This window comes from Bradyrhizobium sp. GW821-FHT13H06, assembly GCF_058803975.1.
Map to the genome: position 1 here is coordinate 203,027 of NZ_JBXAPN010000012.1, position 20,963 is coordinate 223,989.

The 20,963-nt window shown below is 65.4% G+C and carries 20 protein-coding genes; 10 read left to right on the forward strand and 10 right to left on the reverse strand.

Annotated elements, in window-relative coordinates; genetic code table 11:
- Positions 1 to 42 precede the first annotated feature (42 nt).
- The 4 genes from AC1RQP_RS34940 to AC1RQP_RS34955 all read right to left on the reverse strand — a co-directional run bounded on the left by AC1RQP_RS34940 (position 43) and on the right by AC1RQP_RS34955 (position 3,876).
- Positions 43 to 1,161, reverse strand: a complete 1,119-nt coding sequence (locus AC1RQP_RS34940) for an SMP-30/gluconolactonase/LRE family protein (protein ID WP_492941772.1) — start codon at positions 1,159 to 1,161, stop codon at positions 43 to 45.
- A 115-nt stretch (positions 1,162 to 1,276) separates the two neighbouring features.
- Positions 1,277 to 2,191, reverse strand: a complete 915-nt coding sequence (locus AC1RQP_RS34945; protein WP_131867235.1) for an SDR family NAD(P)-dependent oxidoreductase — start codon at positions 2,189 to 2,191, stop codon at positions 1,277 to 1,279.
- A 128-nt stretch (positions 2,192 to 2,319) separates the two neighbouring features.
- Entirely contained in the window at positions 2,320 to 3,459 is a 1,140-nt protein-coding gene (locus AC1RQP_RS34950) for a thiolase C-terminal domain-containing protein (protein WP_492941774.1), read from the reverse strand.
- Between the two features lie 3 nt (positions 3,460 to 3,462).
- Positions 3,463 to 3,876, reverse strand: a complete 414-nt coding sequence (locus AC1RQP_RS34955; RefSeq protein ID WP_197967125.1) for a Zn-ribbon domain-containing OB-fold protein — start codon at positions 3,874 to 3,876, stop codon at positions 3,463 to 3,465.
- A gap of 178 nt (positions 3,877 to 4,054) precedes the next feature.
- Between AC1RQP_RS34955 and AC1RQP_RS34960 the strand changes: the two genes are divergently transcribed.
- The 4 genes from AC1RQP_RS34960 (at position 4,055) to alkB (ending at position 7,804) form a co-directional block, all read left to right on the forward strand.
- Positions 4,055 to 5,404 (forward strand): amidase, encoded by a 1,350-nt coding sequence (locus AC1RQP_RS34960; RefSeq protein WP_492941776.1) that lies wholly within the window; start codon positions 4,055 to 4,057, stop codon positions 5,402 to 5,404.
- Positions 5,397 to 6,083, forward strand: coding sequence for a DUF2848 domain-containing protein (locus AC1RQP_RS34965; protein WP_492941778.1), 687 nt, complete (start codon positions 5,397 to 5,399; stop codon positions 6,081 to 6,083). The genes AC1RQP_RS34960 and AC1RQP_RS34965 overlap by 8 nt, the downstream gene beginning before the upstream one ends.
- Before the next feature lie 311 nt (positions 6,084 to 6,394).
- Positions 6,395 to 7,141, forward strand: coding sequence for a 2OG-Fe(II) oxygenase (locus tag AC1RQP_RS34970; protein WP_492941780.1), 747 nt, complete (start codon positions 6,395 to 6,397; stop codon positions 7,139 to 7,141).
- Between the two features lie 9 nt (positions 7,142 to 7,150).
- On the forward strand, positions 7,151 to 7,804 hold the full coding sequence (gene alkB / locus AC1RQP_RS34975) for a DNA oxidative demethylase AlkB (protein ID WP_492941782.1): 654 nt from the start codon (positions 7,151 to 7,153) through the stop codon (positions 7,802 to 7,804).
- Between the two features lie 122 nt (positions 7,805 to 7,926).
- Here the strand turns inward: alkB and AC1RQP_RS34980 are convergent, their stop codons facing one another.
- From AC1RQP_RS34980 to hpaH, 6 genes are all read right to left on the reverse strand, one after another.
- The gene (locus AC1RQP_RS34980) at positions 7,927 to 9,555 is read right to left on the reverse strand and encodes a thiamine pyrophosphate-dependent enzyme (protein ID WP_492941784.1); all 1,629 of its coding nucleotides are present in this window, start codon (positions 9,553 to 9,555) and stop codon (positions 7,927 to 7,929) included.
- Between the two features lie 25 nt (positions 9,556 to 9,580).
- Complete coding sequence (locus AC1RQP_RS34985; RefSeq protein WP_492941786.1) at positions 9,581 to 10,450, reverse strand: fumarylacetoacetate hydrolase family protein; 870 nt, start codon at positions 10,448 to 10,450, stop codon at positions 9,581 to 9,583.
- Positions 10,450 to 11,433, reverse strand: a complete 984-nt coding sequence (gene hpaD / locus AC1RQP_RS34990; protein WP_492941788.1) for a 3,4-dihydroxyphenylacetate 2,3-dioxygenase — start codon at positions 11,431 to 11,433, stop codon at positions 10,450 to 10,452. Before hpaD ends, AC1RQP_RS34985 begins: the two co-directional genes overlap by 1 nt.
- 113 nt (positions 11,434 to 11,546) lie before the next feature.
- Positions 11,547 to 13,085 (reverse strand): 5-carboxymethyl-2-hydroxymuconate semialdehyde dehydrogenase, encoded by a 1,539-nt coding sequence (gene hpaE, locus AC1RQP_RS34995; RefSeq protein WP_492941790.1) that lies wholly within the window; start codon positions 13,083 to 13,085, stop codon positions 11,547 to 11,549.
- Positions 13,078 to 13,476 carry a 5-carboxymethyl-2-hydroxymuconate Delta-isomerase gene (locus AC1RQP_RS35000; RefSeq protein WP_239622300.1) on the reverse strand — a complete coding sequence of 133 codons (399 nt, stop codon included), beginning with the start codon at positions 13,474 to 13,476 and terminating at the stop codon, positions 13,078 to 13,080. Before AC1RQP_RS35000 ends, hpaE begins: the two co-directional genes overlap by 8 nt.
- A gap of 30 nt (positions 13,477 to 13,506) precedes the next feature.
- Positions 13,507 to 14,313, reverse strand: coding sequence for a 2-oxo-hept-4-ene-1,7-dioate hydratase (hpaH, locus tag AC1RQP_RS35005; protein WP_239622301.1), 807 nt, complete (start codon positions 14,311 to 14,313; stop codon positions 13,507 to 13,509).
- Positions 14,314 to 14,424: 111 nt separating this feature from the next.
- Here hpaH and hpaR point away from each other — a divergent pair, with 111 nt between their 5' ends.
- From hpaR to AC1RQP_RS35035, 6 genes are all read left to right on the forward strand, one after another.
- Positions 14,425 to 14,955 carry a homoprotocatechuate degradation operon regulator HpaR gene (hpaR, locus tag AC1RQP_RS35010; protein WP_239622302.1) on the forward strand — a complete coding sequence of 177 codons (531 nt, stop codon included), beginning with the start codon at positions 14,425 to 14,427 and terminating at the stop codon, positions 14,953 to 14,955.
- A gap of 117 nt (positions 14,956 to 15,072) precedes the next feature.
- Positions 15,073 to 16,158 (forward strand): malate/lactate/ureidoglycolate dehydrogenase, encoded by a 1,086-nt coding sequence (locus tag AC1RQP_RS35015; RefSeq protein WP_492941793.1) that lies wholly within the window; start codon positions 15,073 to 15,075, stop codon positions 16,156 to 16,158.
- Between the two features lie 162 nt (positions 16,159 to 16,320).
- On the forward strand, positions 16,321 to 17,097 hold the full coding sequence (locus tag AC1RQP_RS35020; RefSeq protein WP_239622304.1) for an HpcH/HpaI aldolase family protein: 777 nt from the start codon (positions 16,321 to 16,323) through the stop codon (positions 17,095 to 17,097).
- Positions 17,098 to 17,192: 95 nt separating this feature from the next.
- Positions 17,193 to 18,716, forward strand: a complete 1,524-nt coding sequence (locus tag AC1RQP_RS35025; protein ID WP_492941795.1) for a UxaA family hydrolase — start codon at positions 17,193 to 17,195, stop codon at positions 18,714 to 18,716.
- 240 nt (positions 18,717 to 18,956) lie between these two features.
- Positions 18,957 to 19,475, forward strand: a complete 519-nt coding sequence (locus tag AC1RQP_RS35030; protein ID WP_239622306.1) for a PAS domain-containing protein — start codon at positions 18,957 to 18,959, stop codon at positions 19,473 to 19,475.
- Positions 19,453 to 20,760 carry a methyl-accepting chemotaxis protein gene (locus AC1RQP_RS35035; RefSeq protein ID WP_492941797.1) on the forward strand — a complete coding sequence of 436 codons (1,308 nt, stop codon included), beginning with the start codon at positions 19,453 to 19,455 and terminating at the stop codon, positions 20,758 to 20,760. Before AC1RQP_RS35030 ends, AC1RQP_RS35035 begins: the two co-directional genes overlap by 23 nt.
- Positions 20,761 to 20,963 lie beyond the last annotated feature (203 nt).

Below are 20,963 nucleotides of genomic sequence, written 5' to 3' on the forward strand. Positions count from 1 at the left end.
GGGTCTGGTCCTTCGGACCATCCCGGAATGACGGCGCCTCACTCAACAGAAATGCGCGCCCTGCGTTTCCACATAGACCGCATAGAGCGACTGGCTCGCGGTCATGAACAGGCGGTTGCGCTTCTTGCCGCCGAAGCAGACATTGGCGCAGGTCTCGGGCAGCAGGATCTGCCCGATCCGCGCGCCGTCGTTTGGCGCAAACACCTGCACGCCGTCATAGCCGGGGCCGACCCAGCCGGCGCCGACCCAGATATTGCCCTCGGTGTCGACGCGAAGGCCGTCCGGAAAGCCTGACTTGCCGTCGAGCTTCATGTCGATCAGCTTCTTCGGGTTCGACAGCTTTGGGCCGTCCACGTCATAGGACCACACCACGTTCTCCGCTTGCGGGTAATGCGTGATGCCGGTGTCGCAGACATAGAGCTTCTTGTAGTCGTGGCTGAAGGCGATGCCGTTCGGCTTGAACGGCTCGTCGGCGACCTTCGCGAGTTGGCCGGTCTGGGTGTCGAGACGATAGACCGCTTCCTTCTGGTGGGGCTGGAGCGAGCCCGTCTTGGCGAGCTTGCCTTCGTAGATGCTGATCGCGCCATAGCCGGGATCGGTGAACCAGATCGCCTTGTCGTTGGGATGGACCACCATGTCGTTGGGGCCGTTGAGCGGCTTGCCACCCGCCTGCTCGGCCAGGGTTGTGACCGATCCGTCGTGCTCGTAACGGACGAGGCGAGTGCGTTCGGCGCTGAGCTGGCGGCCCTCGGTGTCGAACGAGTTGCCGTTGGATTCGTTCGACGGCTTGTGGAACTGCTCGGAGATATGGCCGTCATCATCAAGATAGCGAAGCTGCCGGTTGGCGGGAATGTCGCTCCAGACCAGATATTGCCCCTGAGCATTCCACGCCGGCCCTTCCGCCCAGAGGCAGCCGGTGTAGAGCCGCTTGATGGCGGTGTTGCCGACCTTGGCCTTGAAGCGTTTGGGATCGATCACGACGATGTCGGGGTCGGGGTAACGCTGCGGTTCGGTATTGGCACCGAAGTCGCGGGCATCGGCTTGTGAGGCCAGCACGGCAGATGCGGCGACGGTTGCCGCGCCCTTGAGGAGGTCGCGTCGGCCGAGGCCGCCGCGCTCGCTTGCTGTCGTCTCGTCGGAGATGGTCAGTATTCTTGTCATGGTTTCCTCCCAAAGTTTGTTGGGAGGATACCATTCGCCCCCATTCAGGCGTAAAGCGGGGCGATCTCAGGCGGAGACAACCAGAGATCGCAGGGCAGGGATGCCGGAAATGCAGCTAGACCGGATCCCAGGTGAAGATGTCGGCGGAGCGGTCGAGCTTGTAGAACGAACCCTTGAGTGCCGGCATGCCGTGTTCGGCGATCGACTGCGGCGTCCAGCCTTCGCTCCGCTGCACCGAGCGGATCGGACGGTTCTGGCTGAACAGGAAGATCTCGTTCATGCGCACGCCGAAGATCTGGCCGGTGACGTCCTTGGCGGAATCGCCGAGCAGATAGCCGCAGAGCGGGGCGATCTTCTCCGGCCCCATCTGCTTGATCTTCTCGACGCGTGCCTTCTCGGCCTCGGTCTCGGTCGGGATGGTTCCGATCATGCGGGTCCAGGCGAAGGGCGAGACGCAGTTGGAGCGGACGTTGAAGCGGCCCATGTCGAGCGCGATCGACTTGGAGAGCCCGACGATGCCGAGCTTGGCGGCGGCGTAGTTGGCCTGGCCAAAATTGCCGATCAGGCCCGAGGTCGAGGTGAAATGCACGAAGGAGCCCGACTCCTGCTCGCGGAAGACGCGGGCCGCGGCGTGGCTGACATAGAACGAGCCCATCAGGTGCACCTTGATGACGGCCTCGAACGCCTCCACGCTCATCTTGTGGAAGATCATGTCGCGCAGGATGCCGGCATTGTTGACGACGCCGTCGAGCCGGCCGAAATGATCGGTCGCGGTCTTCACGATCTTGCTGGCGGGGATCGCTTCCGCCACCGACTCGAAATTGGCGACCGCCGTGCCGCCGCGCTTCTTGATCTCCTCGACCACCTCTTCGGCCGGAGCAGCGTTCGCGCCGGCGCCATCCGCGGCGCTGCCGGGATCGTTGACGACGACCTTGGCGCCCTCCGCCGCGCACAGCAGTGCGATCTCGCGCCCGATGCCGCGGCCTGCGCCGGTGACGATGATGACTTTGTCTTGCAGTGATTTCGTCATGTGGATGCCTCCTGTTGTCTCTGTCATTCCGGGGCGTGCGAAGCACGAACCCGGAATCTCGAGGTTCCCCGGTGCGCAATTGCGCACCTGTGGTCTGGTCCTTCGGACCATCCCGGAACCACGAGAAATTACCTCTCGTTCGTAAACACGATCGTGCCACTTGCGGCGAACATGCCGCCGACGCCGTGGCACACCGAAATCCTCGCGTTCGGCACCTGCGCCGGCGCGATGCCGCGCATCTGGCGGACGCTCTCCTGCAGCGCGTACATGCCGTACATGCCCGAATGCATGTAGCTCAATCCGCCACCATTGGTGTTGAGCGGCAGCTTGCCGCCCGGCCGCGTGTTGCCGTCCGCGATGAACTGGCCGGTTTCTTCGTACGGCATGAAGCCGAGATCGCCGAGCCCGAACAGCGGCAGATGCGCGAAGGCATCGTAGATCATGAGATGGTCGACGTCCTCATGCGCAATGCCGGCTTCCTTGAAGGCCAGCGGCCCCGCGGTCTTGAACGCGCGCGAGGAATTGAACGTCTCCATCTGGCTGACCATCGGCGTCTCAACGCTCTCGCCGGTGCCCATGATGTAGACGGGCTTGCGCGGAAAGTCCCTGGCGCGGTCCGCCGAGGTCAGGATCAGCGCACCACCGCCGTCGGTGACGAGGCAGCACTGGAGCAGGCGGAACGGATACGCGATCATGCGCGAGTTGAGCACGTCGGCGACCGTGATCGGCTCCTTCATCATCGCGCGCGGATTCTTCGCCGCCCATTCCCGCTGCACCACCGCCACCGAAGCCAGCTGCTCGTGGGTGATGCCCCAGGTCTTCATGAAGCGCAGCACGGGGATCGGAAACATGCTGGGCGGACCGTAGACGCCATAGGGCGCCTCGAATTGGCCGTTGAGGCTGTCCGGCGGGGTCGAGCGCGGCAGCTTGCCGATCATCGACTTGCCGCTCTCGGCATGGGTGATCAGCACGGTCTTGCAAAGGCCCGCCTCGATCGCCGCGGCGGCATGGCGGACGTGGAGCATGAACGAGCAGCCGCCGACCGAGGTGCCATCCACCCAGGTCGGCTTGATGCCGAGATAGTGGCAGACCTGCTGCGGCGTCTCGACCGCGGTGGCGAAGCCGTCGATGTCGGACAGCTTCAGCCCGGCATCCGCGATGGCGTTGAGTGCGGCGTCCGCATGGAGCTGGAGCTGCGAAGCGTTGGGGATGACGCCGAGCTCGGTTGTCTCGGCCGCGCCGACGACGGCAACCTGGTTCTTGCGCATGGCTTATCCCTTCGCCGGACGGAAGACGGGGAGGGTGATCTTGTCGTCGAGCTCCTGGAAGGCGACCTCGAGCTTCATGTCGAGCTCGAGTGCCTCCGGCGTCTGCGGGCAGTCGATGATGTTGCTCATCATCCGCGGGCCCTCGTCGAGCTCGACCACGGCGATGGCGTAAGGCGGCGTGAAGCCCGGCGCGGCGGGGCGGTGGTTGATCACGTAGCTGTAGAGAAAGCCCCTGCCGCTCGCCTTGAAGATGCTGACCTTGCGCGAGGCGCAGGAGGGGCAGAACGGGCGCGGCGGGAAGTAGACATGCGCGCAGGCGTCGCAGCGCTGCAGCCGCAATTCGCCCGCTTTCGTGCCGTCCCAGAAATGCTGGGTCTCCGGCGTTGGTTTCGGTCGCGCGCGCTGCGGTTCGGCCATCTTGGGGGCTCCTCCCAAAAGACAGGCTTCCCGCCTGGCTGTTTCGATCTTGATGCGACAATCGACTATGGTGCGTCAACGGTCCAGCAATACGCATGCATGCCATCATGCGCACAATGCTTGTGTCGAACTGAGCCAGCGCTATAGATTGCGCGCGCCAATATTCCGTGAGACAGACATGCCTGATTTTCCGACACTGGCGAAGCTCGCCGAAGACCTCGAAAGCGGCCGCACGACCGCCCGCAAGCTGGTCGAGGCGTGCATCGCCAGGATCGCCGATCCCGCCGGCGAAGGCCAGCGCGCCTTCATCCATGTCGACAAGGACGCCGCGCTGGCGGCGGCCGATGCAATGGACGGCTTGCGCAAGGCCAAGGCGGCGCCGTCGCGCTATGCCGGCATTCCGATCTCGATCAAGGATCTCTTCGACATCAAGGGCCAGGTGACGCGCGCCGGCTCGCGCGCGCTCGACGATTCCCCGCCGGCCGAGCAGGATGCCGCAACGGTGGCGCGGCTGCGCAGGGCCGGGTTCGTCGTGATCGGCCGCACCAACATGACCGAGTTCGCCTATTCCGGCATCGGCATCAATCCACATTACGGCACGCCGAAGGGCGCCTGGAACCGGAGCGAGGGGCACGTGCCCGGCGGCTCCTCCTCGGGTGCGGCCGTTTCGGTGCTGGATGGCATGGCGCATGGCGCGCTCGGCACCGACACCGGCGGCTCCTGCCGGATTCCGGCTGCCTTCAACGGCATCGTCGGCTACAAGCCGACGCAGCGCCGCGTGCCGCTCGACGGCTCCGTGCCGCTCTCGTTCTCGCTCGACAGCATCGGCCCGCTGGCACGATCGGTCAGCTGCTGTGCCATACTCGACGCCGTGCTCGCGAACGAGCCGATCGTCGCGCTGAAGCCGCGGCCGATCCTGGGCATGCGGCTCGCGGTGCCCACCATGATCGCGCTCGACGACCTGGACGCGGAAGTGGCCAAGACCTTCGAGCGCGCCCTGAAGACGCTTGCCGATCACGGCGCCATCATCGAGCGCATCGAGATGGCCGAGTTCCACGATGTCGGCCCGATGAACGCCAAAGGCGGTTTTGCGGCCTCTGAAAGCTATGCCTGGCATCGCTATCTCATTACGGCGAAGGGCGATGTCTATGATCCCAGGGTCGCCGTGCGCATCATGCGCGGCGAGTCACAGAGCGCGGCCGATTACATCGATCTTCTCAACGAGCGCCGCTCGCTGATCGCCCGCGTCAATGCGCGCATTGCGTCCTATGACGCGCTGGTGCTGCCGACCACCGCCAACACGCCGCCGAAGATCGCCGATCTCGCCGACGACAAGGCCTTCACCACCGAAAACCTGCGCGCGCTGCGCAACTGCACCCTGATCAACATGATCGATGGCTGCGCCATCTCGATCCCTGCGCATCGCCAGGGCGACGTCCCCGTCGGCCTGATGCTGGCGGGGGCGGGCGGATCAGACCGTCGCATTTTCGAGCTTGCTGCCGGCATGGAGACCGCAATTCGTGTTTGACCTGACTTTCACCGTCGATGCCCAGGACACCACCACGCCGCTGACGCTGGCGATCGACCAGATGGTCATCGCCGGCTGGACCGGCCGCGATCCCGTCGCCCGCGACAAGCACATCGCCGAGCTCGAGGCGGTCGGCATCGCACGCCCGGCCTCGACGCCGATCTACTATCGCGCTTCGGCGCGGCGACTGACCCAGGAAGACCGCATCGAATGCACCGGCGGCGATTCCAGTGGCGAGGTCGAGTTCGTGCTGATCGGCTGGCAGGGCCGCATCTTCGTCGGCTGCGGCTCCGACCACACCGACCGCAAGGTCGAGGCCTACAGCGTCACGGTGTCCAAGCAGATGTGCGACAAGCCCATCGCCTCCACCCTGTGGGAGCTCGAAGACGTCATCGGCCACTGGGACAAGATGATCCTGCGCTCCTACGCCACCATCAAGGGCGAGCGCGTGCTCTACCAGGAAGGCACGTTGGATGCGATGCTGCCGGTCGCTGACCTCATCGCGCGCGGTTTTCCGGGCGGAAAGTTCCCCGACGGCTGCGCCATGTTCGGCGGCACCTTCGCCGCCAAAGGCGGCATCCGCCCCGCCGACCGCTTCGACTTCGAGCTGGAGGATCCCGTGCTGAAGCGCACGATCAAGCACGGCTACGAGGTGGTGACGCTGCCGGTGCGGGGATAGCTCGGTTCACACCTGGGGGGCGGGGAAGGATCGTTGGTTCATAAGCGACGGTCCCGTAGGGTGGGCAAAGCGAAGCGTGCCCACGTCTTGCGAAGGTGTGGGCACGGCGCAAGAGCGCCTTTGCCCACCCTACGAAACTGCGTTGCGGGCGCAACTCTCTCCACGTCATTGCGAGGAGCCCTTGCGACGAAGCAATCCAGACTGATTCCACGGTGGCACTCTGGATTGCTTCGCTGCGCTCGCAATGACGGGGGAGATAGTCATCGGAAATCGGGTGGCGGGGTGAACGTCGAGCTGCAAAGGTGATTGTTATGACAATGACCGCACGCAAATCGCCCCAAGCGCCGTTCACCAACCTCGTCGCCCACATCGACGCCCTCGACTGGCCGCAAATCACCGCCGAGCTCGACTCCCAGGGCTGCGCCGTCCTGAAGGGCCTGCTCACGCCCGATCAATGCAGCGCCATCGCCGCGCTCTATCCCGATGACGCGCACTTCCGCAGCCGCATCGTCATGGGCCGCCACGGCTTTGGCCGCGGCGAGTACAAGTACTTCTCCTATCCGCTGCCCGACCTGATCGCGCGGCTCCGCCCGGCGCTCTACGCGCATCTGCAAGGCGTCGCCAATCGCTGGAACGAGGCGATGGGGATCGACATCCGCTATCCCGAAAGCCATGCGGCCTTTCTGAAGCGCTGCCATGAGGCCGGACAGGCGCGGCCGACACCGCTGCTGCTGCAATACGAAGCCGGCGACTACAATTGCCTGCACCAGGACCTCTATGGCGAGCATGTGTTCCCGCTCCAGGTCGCGATCCTGCTCTCCGAGCCCGGCCGCGATTTCACCGGTGGCGAGTTCGTGCTGACCGAGCAGCGCCCGCGCATGCAGTCCCGCGCCGAGGTCGTGCCGCTCGCGCAGGGCGACGCGGTCGCCTTCGCTGTGCATCACCGCCCGGTGCAGGGGACACGCGGCACCTATCGCGTTAATCTGCGCCATGGTGTCAGCCGCATCAGGTCCGGCCAGCGCCACACGCTGGGCGTGATCTTTCATGATGCCAAATGAGCGCTGCGATTGACGGGTGATCTGTTTGACAGTGTTGCCGAAGCACAGCCGTCTCGCGAGGAGATCGCCGACGGCGCCGTGCTGCTGCGCGGCTTCGTCAAGCCGATCGAGAGCGAGCTGATCGAAGCGGTGCGCGCCATCGCGGCGCAATCTCCGTTCCGGCGGATGACCACGCCCGGCGGCTACCAGATGTCGGTGGCGATGACCAATTGCGGCGAGCGCGGCTGGATCACCGATCACACCGGCTATCGCTACGATCCCGTCGACCCGCGCACCGGAGCGCCCTGGCCGGAGATGCCGCCTGTGTTCCGGGATCTCGCCCGCCGCGCTGCGGAGCAGGGCGGTTTCGCCGGCTTCGCGCCCGATGCCTGTCTCGTCAACCGCTACGAGCCCGGCACCCGATTGTCGCTGCACCAGGACAAGGACGAGCTGGACTATTCGGCGCCGATCGTCTCGGTCTCGCTCGGCCTGCCCGCGACCTTCCTGTTCGGCGGCCTGGCGCGCAGCGACAAGCCGCGCCGCTTCCGGCTCGTCCATGGCGACGTCGTGGTCTGGGGCGGGCCGAGCAGGCTCGCCTATCACGGCGTGGCGCCGCTCGCCGATGGCGAGCATCCGCTGCTCGGACGCAAGCGGATCAATCTGACGTTTCGCAGGACGCGCTGATCCATCTCCTCATCCTGAGGAGCGCGCTCTTGCGCGCGTCTCGAAGGATGAAGGCCGAGCTGCAGCAGCGGGGGGGCCTTCATGGTTCGAGACGGCGCTGGCGCGCCTCCTCACCATGAGGATTACGACTTCGGCGGGTGGATGAAGGTCCAGGGGCTCACTTCCGAATCCCTGGTCACCTCGACCGAGATCAGATACGGCCCGCCATGGGCAAGTGCCTTCTCCAGCACGGCCCTGAACTGATCCGGCGCGGTGACGCGCGCGGCCGCCACGCCAAAGGACTCCGCGAGCTTGACGAAATCCGGATTGACGAGGTCCGATGCCACCACGCGGCCGTCGAAACGTTCGCGCTGGTCGCGGCGGACGTTGCCATAGGCGTTGTTGTTGAACACCAGCGTGACCACGCCGATGTTGAACTGCACGGCGGTCGAGAGTTCCTGCACGCCGAACATGAAGCCGCCGTCGCCAGTGATGGCGACCACCGGCTTGTCGGGATTGGCGACCTTCGCACCAAGCGCGGTCGGAAAGCCCGAGCCGAGCGTGCCCTGATAGCCCGAGGTGATGAAGGTGCGCGGCTGGTAGACCGGGAAGCCGTACCAGGAGGCGAAGCCGACCTGCGACAGTTCATCGGTGACGATCGCGTTCGCCGGCAGCACCTCGCGCAGGATGTCGAGATAGGCCATCTGCGGCTGGATGCGCTGGATCTCGGCTTGCGCTGACGCCGTGGCCTCGCGGATCGCCTCCCGCCGGCCACGGGTGCGCGCATAGCCGGCTTTCTTCACGGCCGCGACGAGATCGGCCGTACCGGCCTGGGCATCGGCGACGATGGCCGCATCGGAGGTGATCCGGCGCATCTCGACCGGGTCGATATCGATCCGAATGGATTTCAGTCCACTCGGTTGATAAGGCCAGCGAAAGCCCGAGGCCGGCAGCTCAGCGCGCGTGCCGATTGCGATCATCAGATCGGTTGTCGGCCAAAGCTTGTAGGCCGCGGCCATGGTCAGGCCGAGTTCGTGCGCGTTGGAGACGATGCCGCGGCCGCTGCGGAAGGCAACCACGGGCGCATCGATCATCTCGGCGAGCTCGAGGATCTCCTCGCCCGCCTCGATCGCGCCGCTGCCGACGAAGATCATCGGTGCCTTGCTGGTCTTGATGAGCGCGGCCGCCAGCCTGACCAGATCGGGATCGGGCCGCGGCGCGGGCAGCGGCTCCAGCACTTGAGCAGCCGCCGTATCCGCGCGCTGGGTGAAGACGTCCCAGGGCATCTCGACCGAGGCGGGGCCGCGCCGTCCCGACATCATCTCCTGGAACGCACGCGCCACGACCGTCGGCGCGTTGCCGGGATATTCGATCCGGTCGGCCCATTTTACATAGGTGCGCAAGGTCGCGAGCTGATCCGGCATCTCGTGCAGATGACCGCGGCCCTTGCCGAGGAACTGCGTCGGCACCTGGCCGGTGACGCACAGCACCGGCTCGTTGCAGCCGAACGCCGTGAGCAAGGCGGCGCTGGCATTGAGCACGCCGGGGCCGGGCACGACGCTGAACACGCCGGGCCGGCCGCTGGAGCGCGCATAGCCGAAGGCCATGTAGCCGCAGGCCTGCTCGTGCCGTGCGCCGATCACCTTGAGCTGGGCCTGATGGAAGGCGTCGAACAGGCCGTAGACCTGCGCGCCGGGCAGGCCGAATACTGTGTCGACGCCATGGGCGACCAGGCCGCTTACGATCGCTTCGCCGCCGGTGAGGGTGGTCATCTGGCTATTCCACTTCGATGATTGTTCAGGCTTCGTCGACGACGCCGTTGCGCAAGAGGCCGATGCCCTCGGCCTCGACCTCGACGACGTCGCCGGGCTTCAGGTACCGCGGCGGATCGAACCGCGCGCCCGCGCCGGTCGGCGTGCCCGTGACGATGATATCGCCGGGGACGAGGGTTGCGAAGGTCGAGATATAGTTCACGAGATAGCGGAACGGAAACATCAACCGGCTGGTGCGATCGTCCTGTCTGAGTTCGCCGTTGACGTGCGTGGTGAGGCGAATGTCCGCAATCTGCGATTCTGATGTGTAGGGCACGAGCCACGGGCCGAGGCTGCCGCTGGAGTCGAAGTTCTTGCCCTGGGTGACGTTGAACTTGGCATGGCGCAGCCAGTCGCGTACCGAGCCCTCGTTACAGAGCGTCAGCGCGGCGATGTGATCGAGCGCGGCGCTTTCCGGAATGTGCCGGCCTTGCTTGCCGATCACCAGCACGATCTCGCCCTCATAGTCGAGCTGCGCGGACGCGCGCGGGCGCACCAGCGGCGTGTCGTGCCCGACGAAGGAGCGCGGCGAGCGCATGAACATGCTCGGATATTTCGGCGCGTCCTGGCCGTCCTTGTACTCGGCGTTGCGGTCGGGATAGTTGACGCCGATGCAGATGATTTTCTCCGGCGCGGGCACCGGCGGCAGCCAGGTGATCTCGCTGGGCGCGTGATCAGGTGCGCGCCCCGCGGCTTCCTCGGCAAGGTTCAAGAGCTTGCCTGCTGCGATCACCTCGCGCAGTGTCGGATAGTCCTTGCCGTAACGCGCGGAGAGATCGACGAGGCCGCCGTCCACGACGGCGCCGTAGCGGGTTGCACCCTTGACGGAATAGGTGGCGAGGCGAGGGAGGGTCATCAGTCCGCCACCAGCACGTCGGCCACGAATTTCGGCTCGCGCACGGCCTGGCCCGAAAACGGCGAGCCCTGCTCGAACCAGGAGCGCGGGGCGGGCGCGCCCCACAGCGTCTGGCGGCGCGGATCACGCAGCGACCAGCGCAGCGGCGCGTGGTCGTGATCCCCTGTGAAGTAGTCGCTGGTGTAGAGCTCGAGGCGGTGTCCGTCGGGATCGCGCACATAAAGGAAGAACGCGTTCGAGATGCCGTGGCGTCCCGGCCCACGCTCGATGTTCTTCACGAAACCTTGCGAGGCCATGACATCGCAGAGATGGATGATGTTCATCGCCGTCGGCGTCCAGTAGGCGAAATGGTGCAGGCGCGGACCCTTGCCGTTGGTGATGGCGAAATCATGGACGTTGCCCTTGCGATGCATCCAGGCCGCGGCGATGCGCCCGTTCGGGCCGTCCTCCTCGGCGTATTCGGTGAGGCGGAAGCCGAGCCGGGCGTAGAATTCCATCGTGTCCTGCACCTCGGCAGCGAAGACGTTGAAATGATCGAGCCGCTGCGGATGGCAGCCCCGGTAGAGGTCGTAGCGGCGCAGCATATGCGGCCGCCGGTCCATCGAGGCGTAGAGCTCGATCTGGAAGCCGAAGGGATCGGTGAACTGCAATGTGCGGGCCTGGAACGGCTGATCGACGAAGGCGTAGGCCAGGCCGTTCTCGGAGAGAAAGGCCGCTGCCTTGTCGAGATCCTTGTCGTTGCCGACCTTGAAGCCGAGCCGCGCGCAGGCCGGCGCTGCCGCCTTGCGCAGCACCAGCGAGTGATGCTGGTGCTCCTCGGCCGCGCGCAGGTAAACGACATTGTCGTCGGCATCCTCGACATGCAGGCCGACGATGGTCTCGTAGAACTCCCGGCTCAGCTTCAGATCGGTGACGTCGAGCACGACGTGGCTGGACCTGATGATGTTGAACGGCGGCTCGAAGACGTGTTGCGGTACGGGCATGTGCGTTTCCCCTCGTTAGGCCCCCCGTCATTCCGGGGCGGCTCGAAGAGCCGAACCCGGAATATCGAGGTTCCGGGTCCGATGCTTCGCATCGTCCCGGAACGACGGCGGTTCTAAGCTCCCAGTCTCTGAATCTTGTGCGTGCCCCGCGCCAGCGAGACGTGCTTGGTTTCCATGTAGAAGTCGAACGAGTAATCGCCGCCGTCGCGGCCGATGCCCGAGGCCTTCATGCCGCCGAACGGCGTCGGCAGGTGGCGGACGTTCTCCGAGTTCAGCCAGATCATTCCGGCCTCCAGCGCATCGGCCACGCGCAGCGCCCGGCCCATGTCGTTGGTCCAGACATAGCCGGTGAGGCCGTAGCGGATGTCGTTGGCGATCTCGATCGCGTCCGTCTCGTCGCGGAACGGCAGCACGGTGAGGAACGGCCCGAACACCTCCTCCTGCGCCACGCGCATCTTGCCATGCGCGCCGGTCACCAGCGTCGGCTCGACATAGTGCCCGCCGCCGGGCCCGTCATAAGCCTTGCCGCCGACCGCGATCGTCGCGCCGTCCTGGCGCGCGACGTCGAAATAGGAGCAGACTTTTGCGAGGTGCCGCTCGTGGATCAGTGGCCCGATCTCGGTGGCGGGATCGAGGGGATGGCCGACCTTCAACGCCTTCACGCGCGCGGCCAGCTTCTCCACGAATCTCTCGGCGATGCTCTGCTGGATCAGCAGGCGGCTCGACGAGGTGCAACGTTCGCCGTTGAGCGAGTAGATCATGAACACGACCGCATCGAGCGCGCGGTCGAGATCGGCGTCGTCGAACACGATGACGGGGTTCTTGCCGCCGAGCTCGAAATGCACGCGCTTCAGGGTCGGCGCACCCTGCATCATGATGGCCGAGCCCGTCGCGCTTTCGCCGACGAAGCCGATCGCCTTGATGGCGGGATGCTCGGTCAGCGCCTTGCCGGCCTCTTCACCGAAGCCGTGGACGGTATTGAGCACGCCGTCGGGCACGCCGGCTTCCTTGACGAGCTTCGCCAGAATGGAAGCCGTCACCGGCGACCATTCGGCCGGCTTGTGCACGACGGTGCAGCCGGCGGCCAAGGCTGGCGCGATCTTCCAGGTCGAGAGCATGAAAGGCGTGTTCCACGGCGTGATCACGCCGACCGGTCCGATCGGCACACGCGTCGAGACGTTCCAGTGCTCGTCGCTCGGCGTGTTGAGGCCGTCGCGCGCCTCCGCGCTTTTGTCGGCGAAGAAGCGGAAATTCTCGGCGGCGCGGATCGCGGCCTTGGCCATGAAACGATAGGCCTGGCCGGTGTCGATGCATTCGAGCACCGCGATGTCCTCGGCATTGTCTTCGATCGCATCGGCCACGCGATTCAGCAGCTTGCGCCGCATCGCCGGTCCCATGTCGCGCCAGGACTTGAACGCAAGCGCAGCCGCGGTTGCCGCAGCGTCGATGTCCTCCGCATTGCCGCGGGCAATGCTTGCGAGCACGGCGCCATCGACCGGGGATTTCGTCTCGAACGTTTCGCCCGAGATCGAGGCGACGACCCTGCCGTCGATCATGTGGCCGATGCCATCGGCGCGCAACGTCTTCAAGAGCGGTGCGACGCGGTCGCGGTTGGCCTGGAACACATCGGCATTCGGCGTGGGCTTATCCATGGGCGGCCTCCGCTTTCAGGGCGTCGTGGATGTTGTTGCGCTTCCAGCTGGTGTCCTTGTCGTTGATCTGCATGTCGAACGACAGGGCGAACCTGCTGGCGGCGAAGACGGGATCGAGATGTTTCGAGAGCGCCTGGAAGACGTGCTCGCCGGCGTTCTGACGTGTCTTGAGATCGCGGCCCTCGCCGATGCGCAGCACCATGTCGAGAAAGCCGTAGTCCTGGCGGGCGTCCGCGATCGCATAGTGCTCGCAGCGGATGGCGCGAACGCGGATGCCGCCGAGCGGGAAGATGCCGGTCTCGCTGGCTGCCTTGCGCACGACCTCACACACCGTGCCGATGTCGAGACGGCCGTCGAGATTGGCCGAATATTCGATCGTGAAATGCGGCATCGCCGTTTCACTCCCTGTCTTCTTGTTGGCCTAAGCGAAGTAGCAACTCACCGAGCCGTAGGCGCCATAATCGGCCTGAATTGTGTCGCCCTTGCGGGTCTCGATCGGACGGATGAAGGATCCCGCGAGCACGACCTGCCCGGGCTCCAGCGCAAGGCCGAGCGGCGCGATCTTGTTGGCGAGCCAGGCCACGGCTGTGGCGGGATGATTGAGTACGCCGGCCGCAAGGCCCGTCTCTTCCAGCTGGCCGTTCTTGAAGCAGAGCGCGCCGATCCAGCGCAGGTCCGCGTCCAGCGGACGGATCGGCCGTCCTCCGAGCACGATGCCGGCATTCGCGGCATTGTCGGCGATGGTGTCGAAAATCTTTCGCGTCGCTTTCGTGGTCGGATCGACGCGTTCGATCCGCGTGTCCAGGATCTCCAGCGCCGGCACGACGAAATCGGTGGCGTTGAGGACGTCGAACATCGTGCAGTCGGGGCCTGAGAGCCGCCTGCTCATGACGAAGGCGAGCTCGGCCTCGACGCGCGTCGCGATGAAGCGCTCGGTCGGAACGATCCCGCCATCGGCAAAGAACATGTCGTCGAGCAGTACGCCGGAATCGGGCTCGTCGATGTTGAGCGCGCTCTGCATCGCCTTCGAGGTCAGGCCGATCTTGTGGCCCTTGACGATGCGCCCTTCGGCGATCTTGACCTCGACCCAGGCCTTCTGAATCGCGTACGCATCGGCGATGGTGATGTCAGGGAATTCCTGCGACAGCTGCCGGATCTGCGTGCGGGTCTTCTCCGCCTGGTGCAGACGCCTCGCGCAAGCTCGGATATCGTCGTTGGAAAGCGCCATCTTTAGTCTGACAAATCGTGGTGCCCGGAGATACTTAACATGTTAAGTGAATGCGTCAAACACAATTCGGGCTTGCTGCACTGCAAACATTCTGCGGCTTGAAGGGGCGTCATGACGAAGAAACCCGCCGATCCCGCCAACGGAGGCGCGCCTGCCGCAGGACCTGCCGCAAGACAGGTGCCGATGCGCGACTTCTCGCGCTCGCTGCCGATGTCGCTGCTGCGGGCCCGCGAGGCGGTGATGCGGCAGTTTCGTCCCTCGCTGCGCGAGCACGGCTTGACCGAGCAGCAATGGCGCATCCTGCGCGCGCTCGCTTCCATCGAGGCGGTCGAGGTCACGGAACTCGCGCGCACGGCGTTCCTGCTCGGGCCAAGCCTGTCGCGCATCCTGCGCGATCTCGAAGCGCGCAACCTGATCGAGCGCAAGACCGCCAAGACGGATCAACGCCGCAGCATGGTCTCGATCTCGAAAGACGGCGTGAAGCTGATGGCCTCCGTTGCGCCGACGTCCGAAGCGATCTACGCGGAGATCACGCGCCGCTTTGGCGTACGCAAGCTTGCCGAATTGCAGGAGATGCTCGGCGAGCTCGAACGGAGTCTCGCGGGGCTCGGCGCCAGCGAGGAAGCAAGTCCCGAGGAGTGAGAGCAGATATGCGCTCCCATGCGGCAGCGGCCATGGACATGGTCGCATTTTTTCGCTCAAGTGCCGCCGAAGCCGATCGCTGCAAAGTCGGCGCCGGGGAGAGGCAGACAGGCCGTCATGGTCACCATTCAGGTCCAGAAGCTGATCGACTTCGTCACCGAAGTCTTCGCGCATGCGCAGTCCTCGTCGGAAGAGGCCAGGCGTATCGCCACCTATCTGACCACGGCGAACCTGACCGGCCATGACAGCCACGGCGTGATCCGCGTTCCCGTCTATATCCGCTGGCAGAAGACCGGATCGGTCGTCCCAAATCAGAACGCGGAGCTCGTGCTCGACACGCCCTCGCTCGCGGTGGTCGACGGCAAGTTCGGCTACGGCCAGACCGTGACGCCGCAGGCGGTCAGGATCGGTATCGAGAAATGCAGGAAGGCCGGGCTTGCCGCGGTCGCACTGCGCAACGCCGGCCATATCGGCCGCGTCGGCGATTGGGCCGAGATGGCGGCGGCCGAAGGTCTCGTCTCCGTGCATTTCGTCAATGCCGCGGGCTCGCTGCTGGTCGCGCCGTTCGGCGGCGTCGAGAAGCGGCTGTCGACCGCGCCGTATTGCGTCGGCATCCCGCGTGAGGGCCAGGACCCGATCGTGCTGGATTTTGCGACCTCGGTCGTCGCCGAGGGCAAGGTGCTGGTCGCGAGCCGCGGCGGCAAGAAGCTGCCGAAGGGCGCACTGGTCGATTCCGACGGGACCTTGAGCGAGGATCCGGCCGTGCTCTACGGCCCCTACACGCCGGACGGGCCGCGCGATCACACCAGGGGAACGGGCGCGATCCGTGCCTTCGGCGAGCACAAGGGATCGGGCCTCGCCTTCATGTGCGAGCTCCTGGGCGGCGCGCTGACCGGAACCGGCGCCACCTCGGGTGGGCGGCGCTTTGCCAACGGCATGCTGGCGTTCTATGTCGATCCGAAAGTCGTCGACACCTCCAACCTTTTCGACGCCGAAGTGTCGCGCTATGTCGATTTCATCCGCGCCACCAAGCCGATGGCCGGGGTCGATCAGGTGCTGATTCCGGGCGATCCGGAGCGAAAGACCCGCGCTGAGCGGACCCGGAACGGCATCCCCTTGCCGGATGACACCTGGGCGGCAATAGTGAACACCGCCCGTGAGGTCGGTGTCAGCGAAGTCAGCATCCAGAGGGCGACGGCTTAGACGCGTTTCGTCATTGCGAGGCGCGCCAGCGACGGAGCAATCCAGAGTGTCATCGCGGAGAAATTCTGGACTGCTTCGCGGAGCCCGTCATCGGGCCGCGCTTCGCGCGGACCCGGTGGCTCGCAACGACAGTGAGTGAGATCAACAAAGAAGGAAGGCAACGTGGCGAATAAAGTCAAAGAGATCTGGAAGTCGGGCAAGGCGGTCGTCAACGCGTGGCTTGCGATACCCTCCGGCTTCTCGGCCGAGATGATCGCGCAGTGCGGCTTCGACAGCGTCACCGTCGACATGCAGCATGGCGTACAGGATTATCTGTCGATGGTGCAGTGCTTCCAGGCCATGGACAAGCATCCGATCACGCCGATGGTCCGCGTGCCCTGGAACGAGCCCGGCATCATCGGCAAGGTGCTCGACGGCGGCGCCTATGGCGTGATCTGCCCGATGGTCAACACGCCGCAGGAAGCCCGGAACCTCGTCTCGTATTCGAAGTACCCGCCGAAGGGCGTCCGCTCCAACGGCCCGATCCGCGCCGGCATGTACGGCACCGCTGGCTCCTACCAGAAGACGGCCAACGACGAGATCGTGCTGCTGCCGATGATGGAGACCCGGACCGCGGTCGAGAACATGGAAGCGATCCTCGATGTCGAAGGCATCGACGGGGTCTATATCGGCCCGTCCGATCTCGGCTTCTCCTACGGCCTGGAGCCCAAGCTCGATCGTACCGAACCCGAGATCCTCGCGATCTACGACAAGATCATCAAGGAGTGCGGCAAGCGCGGTCTGAACCCGGGCATCCATTGCAGCGGCGCGGAAGGCGCGGCGCGCGCCATCAACATGGGCTTCAAGCTGGTGACGCTGTCCAACGAGGTCGGCCTGATGACGACCTACGCCAAGATGCAGGTGAACGCCACCCGCAAGGATTCGGGCGGCAAGGCCTGAGCTCTGGGCGAATGGCAAATAGGGAGGGGCGATGGCGCCGCTCCCTTTTCCATTCGCTCCTCACCGTTCGCTATTCGCCTCCGAAGGAGACTCCCATGACCATCAGCCCCGTCATCCGCCTGCATCCCGATGATGGTGTGGTGATCGCGCGCGCGAGCCTGCCGCCTGGAACAAGCGTGGCTGACGGCGTGACCACGGTCGATCGCATTCCCTCCGGCCACAAGGTCGCGATCAAGCCGATTGCGTTGGGCGAGCCGATCAAGCGCTACGGCCAGATCATCGGCTTTGCCACGGTGCCGATCGCGCCGGGCCAGCACGTGCACGTGCACAATTGCGGCATGGGCGATTTCGCCAAGGACTATGCCTATTGCGCCGACGTCAAGCCGACGCCGAATTTCGACCTGCCGGCGACCTTCGAAGGGATCCGCCGCCCGGACGGCCGCGTCGCCACGCGCAACTATATCGGCATCCTCACCTCGGTGAATTGCAGCGCGCATGTCGCGAGCCTCGTCGCCGACGTCTTCAAGAAGAATCCCTTCACCGGCGACAACCCGCTGGCCGACTTCCCCAACGTCGACGGCGTGGTCGCGCTGACCCACAAGACCGGCTGCGGCATGACGCAGAACGAGCCCTTGGCGCTGCTCCGCCGCACGCTCGGCGGCTATGCGCGGCACGTCAATTTCTCCCATGTCATCGTGCTCGGCCTCGGCTGCGAGGTGAACCAGATCGGCGGCCTGATGGAAGAGCAGAAGCTCGCCGGCCGCCTGCGCGCGATGGACATTCAGGAGGTCGGCGGCACCCGCAAGACGGTGGAGGCGGGCATTGCCTTCGTGCGCGAGGCGCTGGCTGACGCCAACAAGGTCAGGCGGGAAACGGTGCCGGCCAGCGAGCTCACCGTGGCCCTGCAATGCGGCGGCTCGGACGGCTATTCCGGCGTATCCGCCAATCCCGCGCTCGGCGCGGCGAGCGACCTCATCGTGCGCCATGGCGGCACCGTGATCCTGTCGGAGACGCCGGAGACCTACGGCGCCGAGCACCTGCTCACGCGCCGCGCCGTCAGCCGCGAGGTCGGCCAGAAGCTGGTGGATCTGATGCGCTGGTGGGACGAGTACACGACGCGCGAAGGCGCCGAGATGAACGCCAATCCCAGCCCCGGCAACAAGGCCGGCGGTCTCACCACGATCCTGGAAAAGTCGCTCGGCGCGATGGCGAAGGCCGGCACCACCAACCTCGTGGAGGTACTGCGCTACGCCGAGCCCGTTACCAAGAAGGGCTTCGTCTTCATGGACACGCCCGGCTACGATCCGGTGGCTGCGACCGGGCAGGTCGCCGGCGGCGCCAATCTGGTCTGCTTCACCACGGGCCGCGGCAGCGTGTTCGGCTGCAAGCCGGCACCCTCGATCAAGCTCGCCACCAACACGCCCATGTACAAGCGAATGGAAGATGACATGGACGTCAATTGCGGCACCATCCTCGAAGGCGAGGAGAGCGTCGCGCAGTGCGGCCAGCGCATCTTCGATCTCATTCTCAAGACCGCTTCGGGACAGCCGACCAAGAGCGAGAGCTTCGATTTCGGCGGCGCCGAGTTCGCGCCCTGGGTGCTCGGCGCGACAATGTAGTCGCGTTGGGCGAGCGCCGTCGCGCGAGCGCAATCAAAGGCCGCTCAAACAGAGGCCGGCGATGATGTCCGCAACGCGTGCGATGGTCCAAGGTGCAACGATCGTGCGATAGGTAGTGATACGGAGGCAAGGCCTCCCGCAGGAGTTCCCGGGATTACATCTGGTTAACACTGTTGTCGTAGACAGGCTGTGATGCGCCTCCGCGACGTTGCGGGCCGGCCTTTGTCGAGGATCGAACAGATGCAAGCGATACGTCCCACTGGGGTGGAAAATCTCCTCGGTGAGGAAGAACTGATCGTATCGAAGACAGATCTCAAAGGCCGCATTACCTACGCCAACGACGTCTTCATCCGCATGGCGAAATTCTCCTGGAAGGAGCTGATGGGCGCGCCCCACAGCCTGATCCGCCATCCGGACATGCCGCGCTGTGTCTTCAAGCTGTTGTGGGACACGCTCGCGGCCAAGCAGGAAATCTTCGCCTACGTCGTCAATCTCGCCAAGGACGGCAGCCATTATTGGGTGCTCGCTCACGTCACCCCGACGCTCGACGATCGCGGCGACATTGTCGGCTATCATTCCAACCGCCGCAAACCCGATCCGGCGCAGATCGAGCGCATCAAGCCGATCTACAAGGCTCTGTGCGCCGAAGAGGCGCGCCACGCCAACGCCAAGGACGGCATGCGCGCGAGCTTCGAGATGATGGTCGGCCTGCTCAAGCAAAACGGTGTCGCCTACGATGAATTTGTGCTCTCTCTCTAAGGCGCAAGCCGCTGCCGGCCTTGCCTGTCTGCTCGCCGCCGCGGCCCTTGCATTGTCGGTGGCTGGCGCCCTGACGGCTGCCCCGGGCGGCGTGCTGCTCGGCGTCATCGTCGCGCTGCTCGGCTACACGCTCTGGAATCAGCGCCGTTCGCTGGCTGCCATCGATGAAGCCGCGGAGGTGTGCCGCAAGGCCGCCCATGGCGATCTGGAAGCGCGCGTGTTCAGCGATCGGCAGCCCGGCCGCATCGGAACGATCCAGAAATCGGTCAACGACATGCTCGACATCACCGATGCCTTCGTCCGCGAAGCCTCGGCGTCGATGGACTATGCCAGCCGCGGCAAGCATTTTCGCAAGATCCTGGCGCGCGGGCTGCCCGGCTCGTTCCGCCGTTCGGCCACCGTGATCAATTCGGGCACCGACAGCCTCGGCCGCCGCGTCGTCGAGATCGCCGAGCTCGCCAAGCAGTTCGGCACCCACCTCGATGAGGTCGCAGGCGGCCTGATGAGCGCCGCGACCGATCTCGAATCCGACGCCGGCCAGATGGCGGCGGCGGCCGAGACGACGAACCGTCAGACCTCCGGCGTGCGCAGCGCGTCCGATCAAGCCTCCAGCAACGTCGCGACGGTGGCGAGCGCGGCAGAAGAGCTGGCGTCATCGATCGCCGAGATCGGCCGTCAGGTGGCCGGCTCGACCGCGAGCACGGGACGGGCGGTGAACGAGGCCAATCGCGCCGGCAGCGAGATCCGTTCGCTCGCCGACGCGGCGCTGCGGATCGGCGACGTCGTCAGGCTGATCAGCGAGATCGCCGAGCAGACCAACCTGCTGGCGCTCAACGCCACCATCGAGGCGGCGCGGGCAGGGGAAGCCGGCCGCGGTTTCGCGGTGGTGGCCTCCGAGGTCAAGAGTCTCGCCAACCAGACCGCGAAGGCGACCGAGGAGATCAGCGCCAAGGTCGGCGAGATGCAGCAATCGACGACCAACTCGGTCGCGGCGGTCGAGGCGATCGCGCAGACCATCGCCGAGATCGACGCGATCACCGCCGCGATCGCAACCTCCATCGAGCAGCAGGGTCTCGCCACTCGCGAGATCGCCCACAATGTCCAGCAGGCCTCGGCCAGCACCACGCAGGTGTCTTCCAACGTCACCGGCATCAGCGAAGCCGCCGCCGACACCGGCCGTGTGGCAAGCCGCGTCAACAGCGCCTCCGAACGCGTCCACGGCGAGGTCGAGACGCTCCGGCGCGAGGTGACGCAGTTCCTGCAGCGGCTGACCTCGGCGGCGTAGGGCTTTCGGCGACGGCACGCCGCCAACCCCTTGTGGGAGAGGGTGGCTTCGCTGAAAGCGAAGCCGGGTGAGGGGTCTCTATCCTCTCGAAATGGTCCAGCGAGCGGCTGACTGCGTAGCTCTGCTTGTCCAGCGGATGGATGGGTAACAAACCAGACCGGATGGATAGGTAACAGTCGTTCATGGTTCGGTCCGCTGCGGCG

Coding starts and splice junctions, on each gene's coding strand:
- AC1RQP_RS34940 (WP_492941772.1), bottom strand. CDS start 1,161: ATGACAAGAATACTGACCATCTCCGACGAGACGACAGCAAGCGAGCGC.
- AC1RQP_RS34945 (WP_131867235.1), bottom strand. CDS start 2,191: ATGACGAAATCACTGCAAGACAAAGTCATCATCGTCACCGGCGCAGGC.
- AC1RQP_RS34950 (WP_492941774.1), bottom strand. CDS start 3,459: ATGCGCAAGAACCAGGTTGCCGTCGTCGGCGCGGCCGAGACAACCGAG.
- AC1RQP_RS34955 (WP_197967125.1), bottom strand. CDS start 3,876: ATGGCCGAACCGCAGCGCGCGCGACCGAAACCAACGCCGGAGACCCAG.
- AC1RQP_RS34960 (WP_492941776.1), top strand. CDS start 4,055: ATGCCTGATTTTCCGACACTGGCGAAGCTCGCCGAAGACCTCGAAAGC.
- AC1RQP_RS34970 (WP_492941780.1), top strand. CDS start 6,395: ATGACAATGACCGCACGCAAATCGCCCCAAGCGCCGTTCACCAACCTC.
- AC1RQP_RS34980 (WP_492941784.1), bottom strand. CDS start 9,555: ATGACCACCCTCACCGGCGGCGAAGCGATCGTAAGCGGCCTGGTCGCC.
- AC1RQP_RS34985 (WP_492941786.1), bottom strand. CDS start 10,450: ATGACCCTCCCTCGCCTCGCCACCTATTCCGTCAAGGGTGCAACCCGC.
- hpaD (WP_492941788.1), bottom strand. CDS start 11,433: ATGCCCGTACCGCAACACGTCTTCGAGCCGCCGTTCAACATCATCAGG.
- hpaE (WP_492941790.1), bottom strand. CDS start 13,085: ATGGATAAGCCCACGCCGAATGCCGATGTGTTCCAGGCCAACCGCGAC.
- AC1RQP_RS35000 (WP_239622300.1), bottom strand. CDS start 13,476: ATGCCGCATTTCACGATCGAATATTCGGCCAATCTCGACGGCCGTCTC.
- hpaH (WP_239622301.1), bottom strand. CDS start 14,313: ATGGCGCTTTCCAACGACGATATCCGAGCTTGCGCGAGGCGTCTGCAC.
- hpaR (WP_239622302.1), top strand. CDS start 14,425: ATGACGAAGAAACCCGCCGATCCCGCCAACGGAGGCGCGCCTGCCGCA.
- AC1RQP_RS35015 (WP_492941793.1), top strand. CDS start 15,073: ATGGTCACCATTCAGGTCCAGAAGCTGATCGACTTCGTCACCGAAGTC.
- AC1RQP_RS35025 (WP_492941795.1), top strand. CDS start 17,193: ATGACCATCAGCCCCGTCATCCGCCTGCATCCCGATGATGGTGTGGTG.
- AC1RQP_RS35030 (WP_239622306.1), top strand. CDS start 18,957: ATGCAAGCGATACGTCCCACTGGGGTGGAAAATCTCCTCGGTGAGGAA.
- AC1RQP_RS35035 (WP_492941797.1), top strand. CDS start 19,453: ATGAATTTGTGCTCTCTCTCTAAGGCGCAAGCCGCTGCCGGCCTTGCC.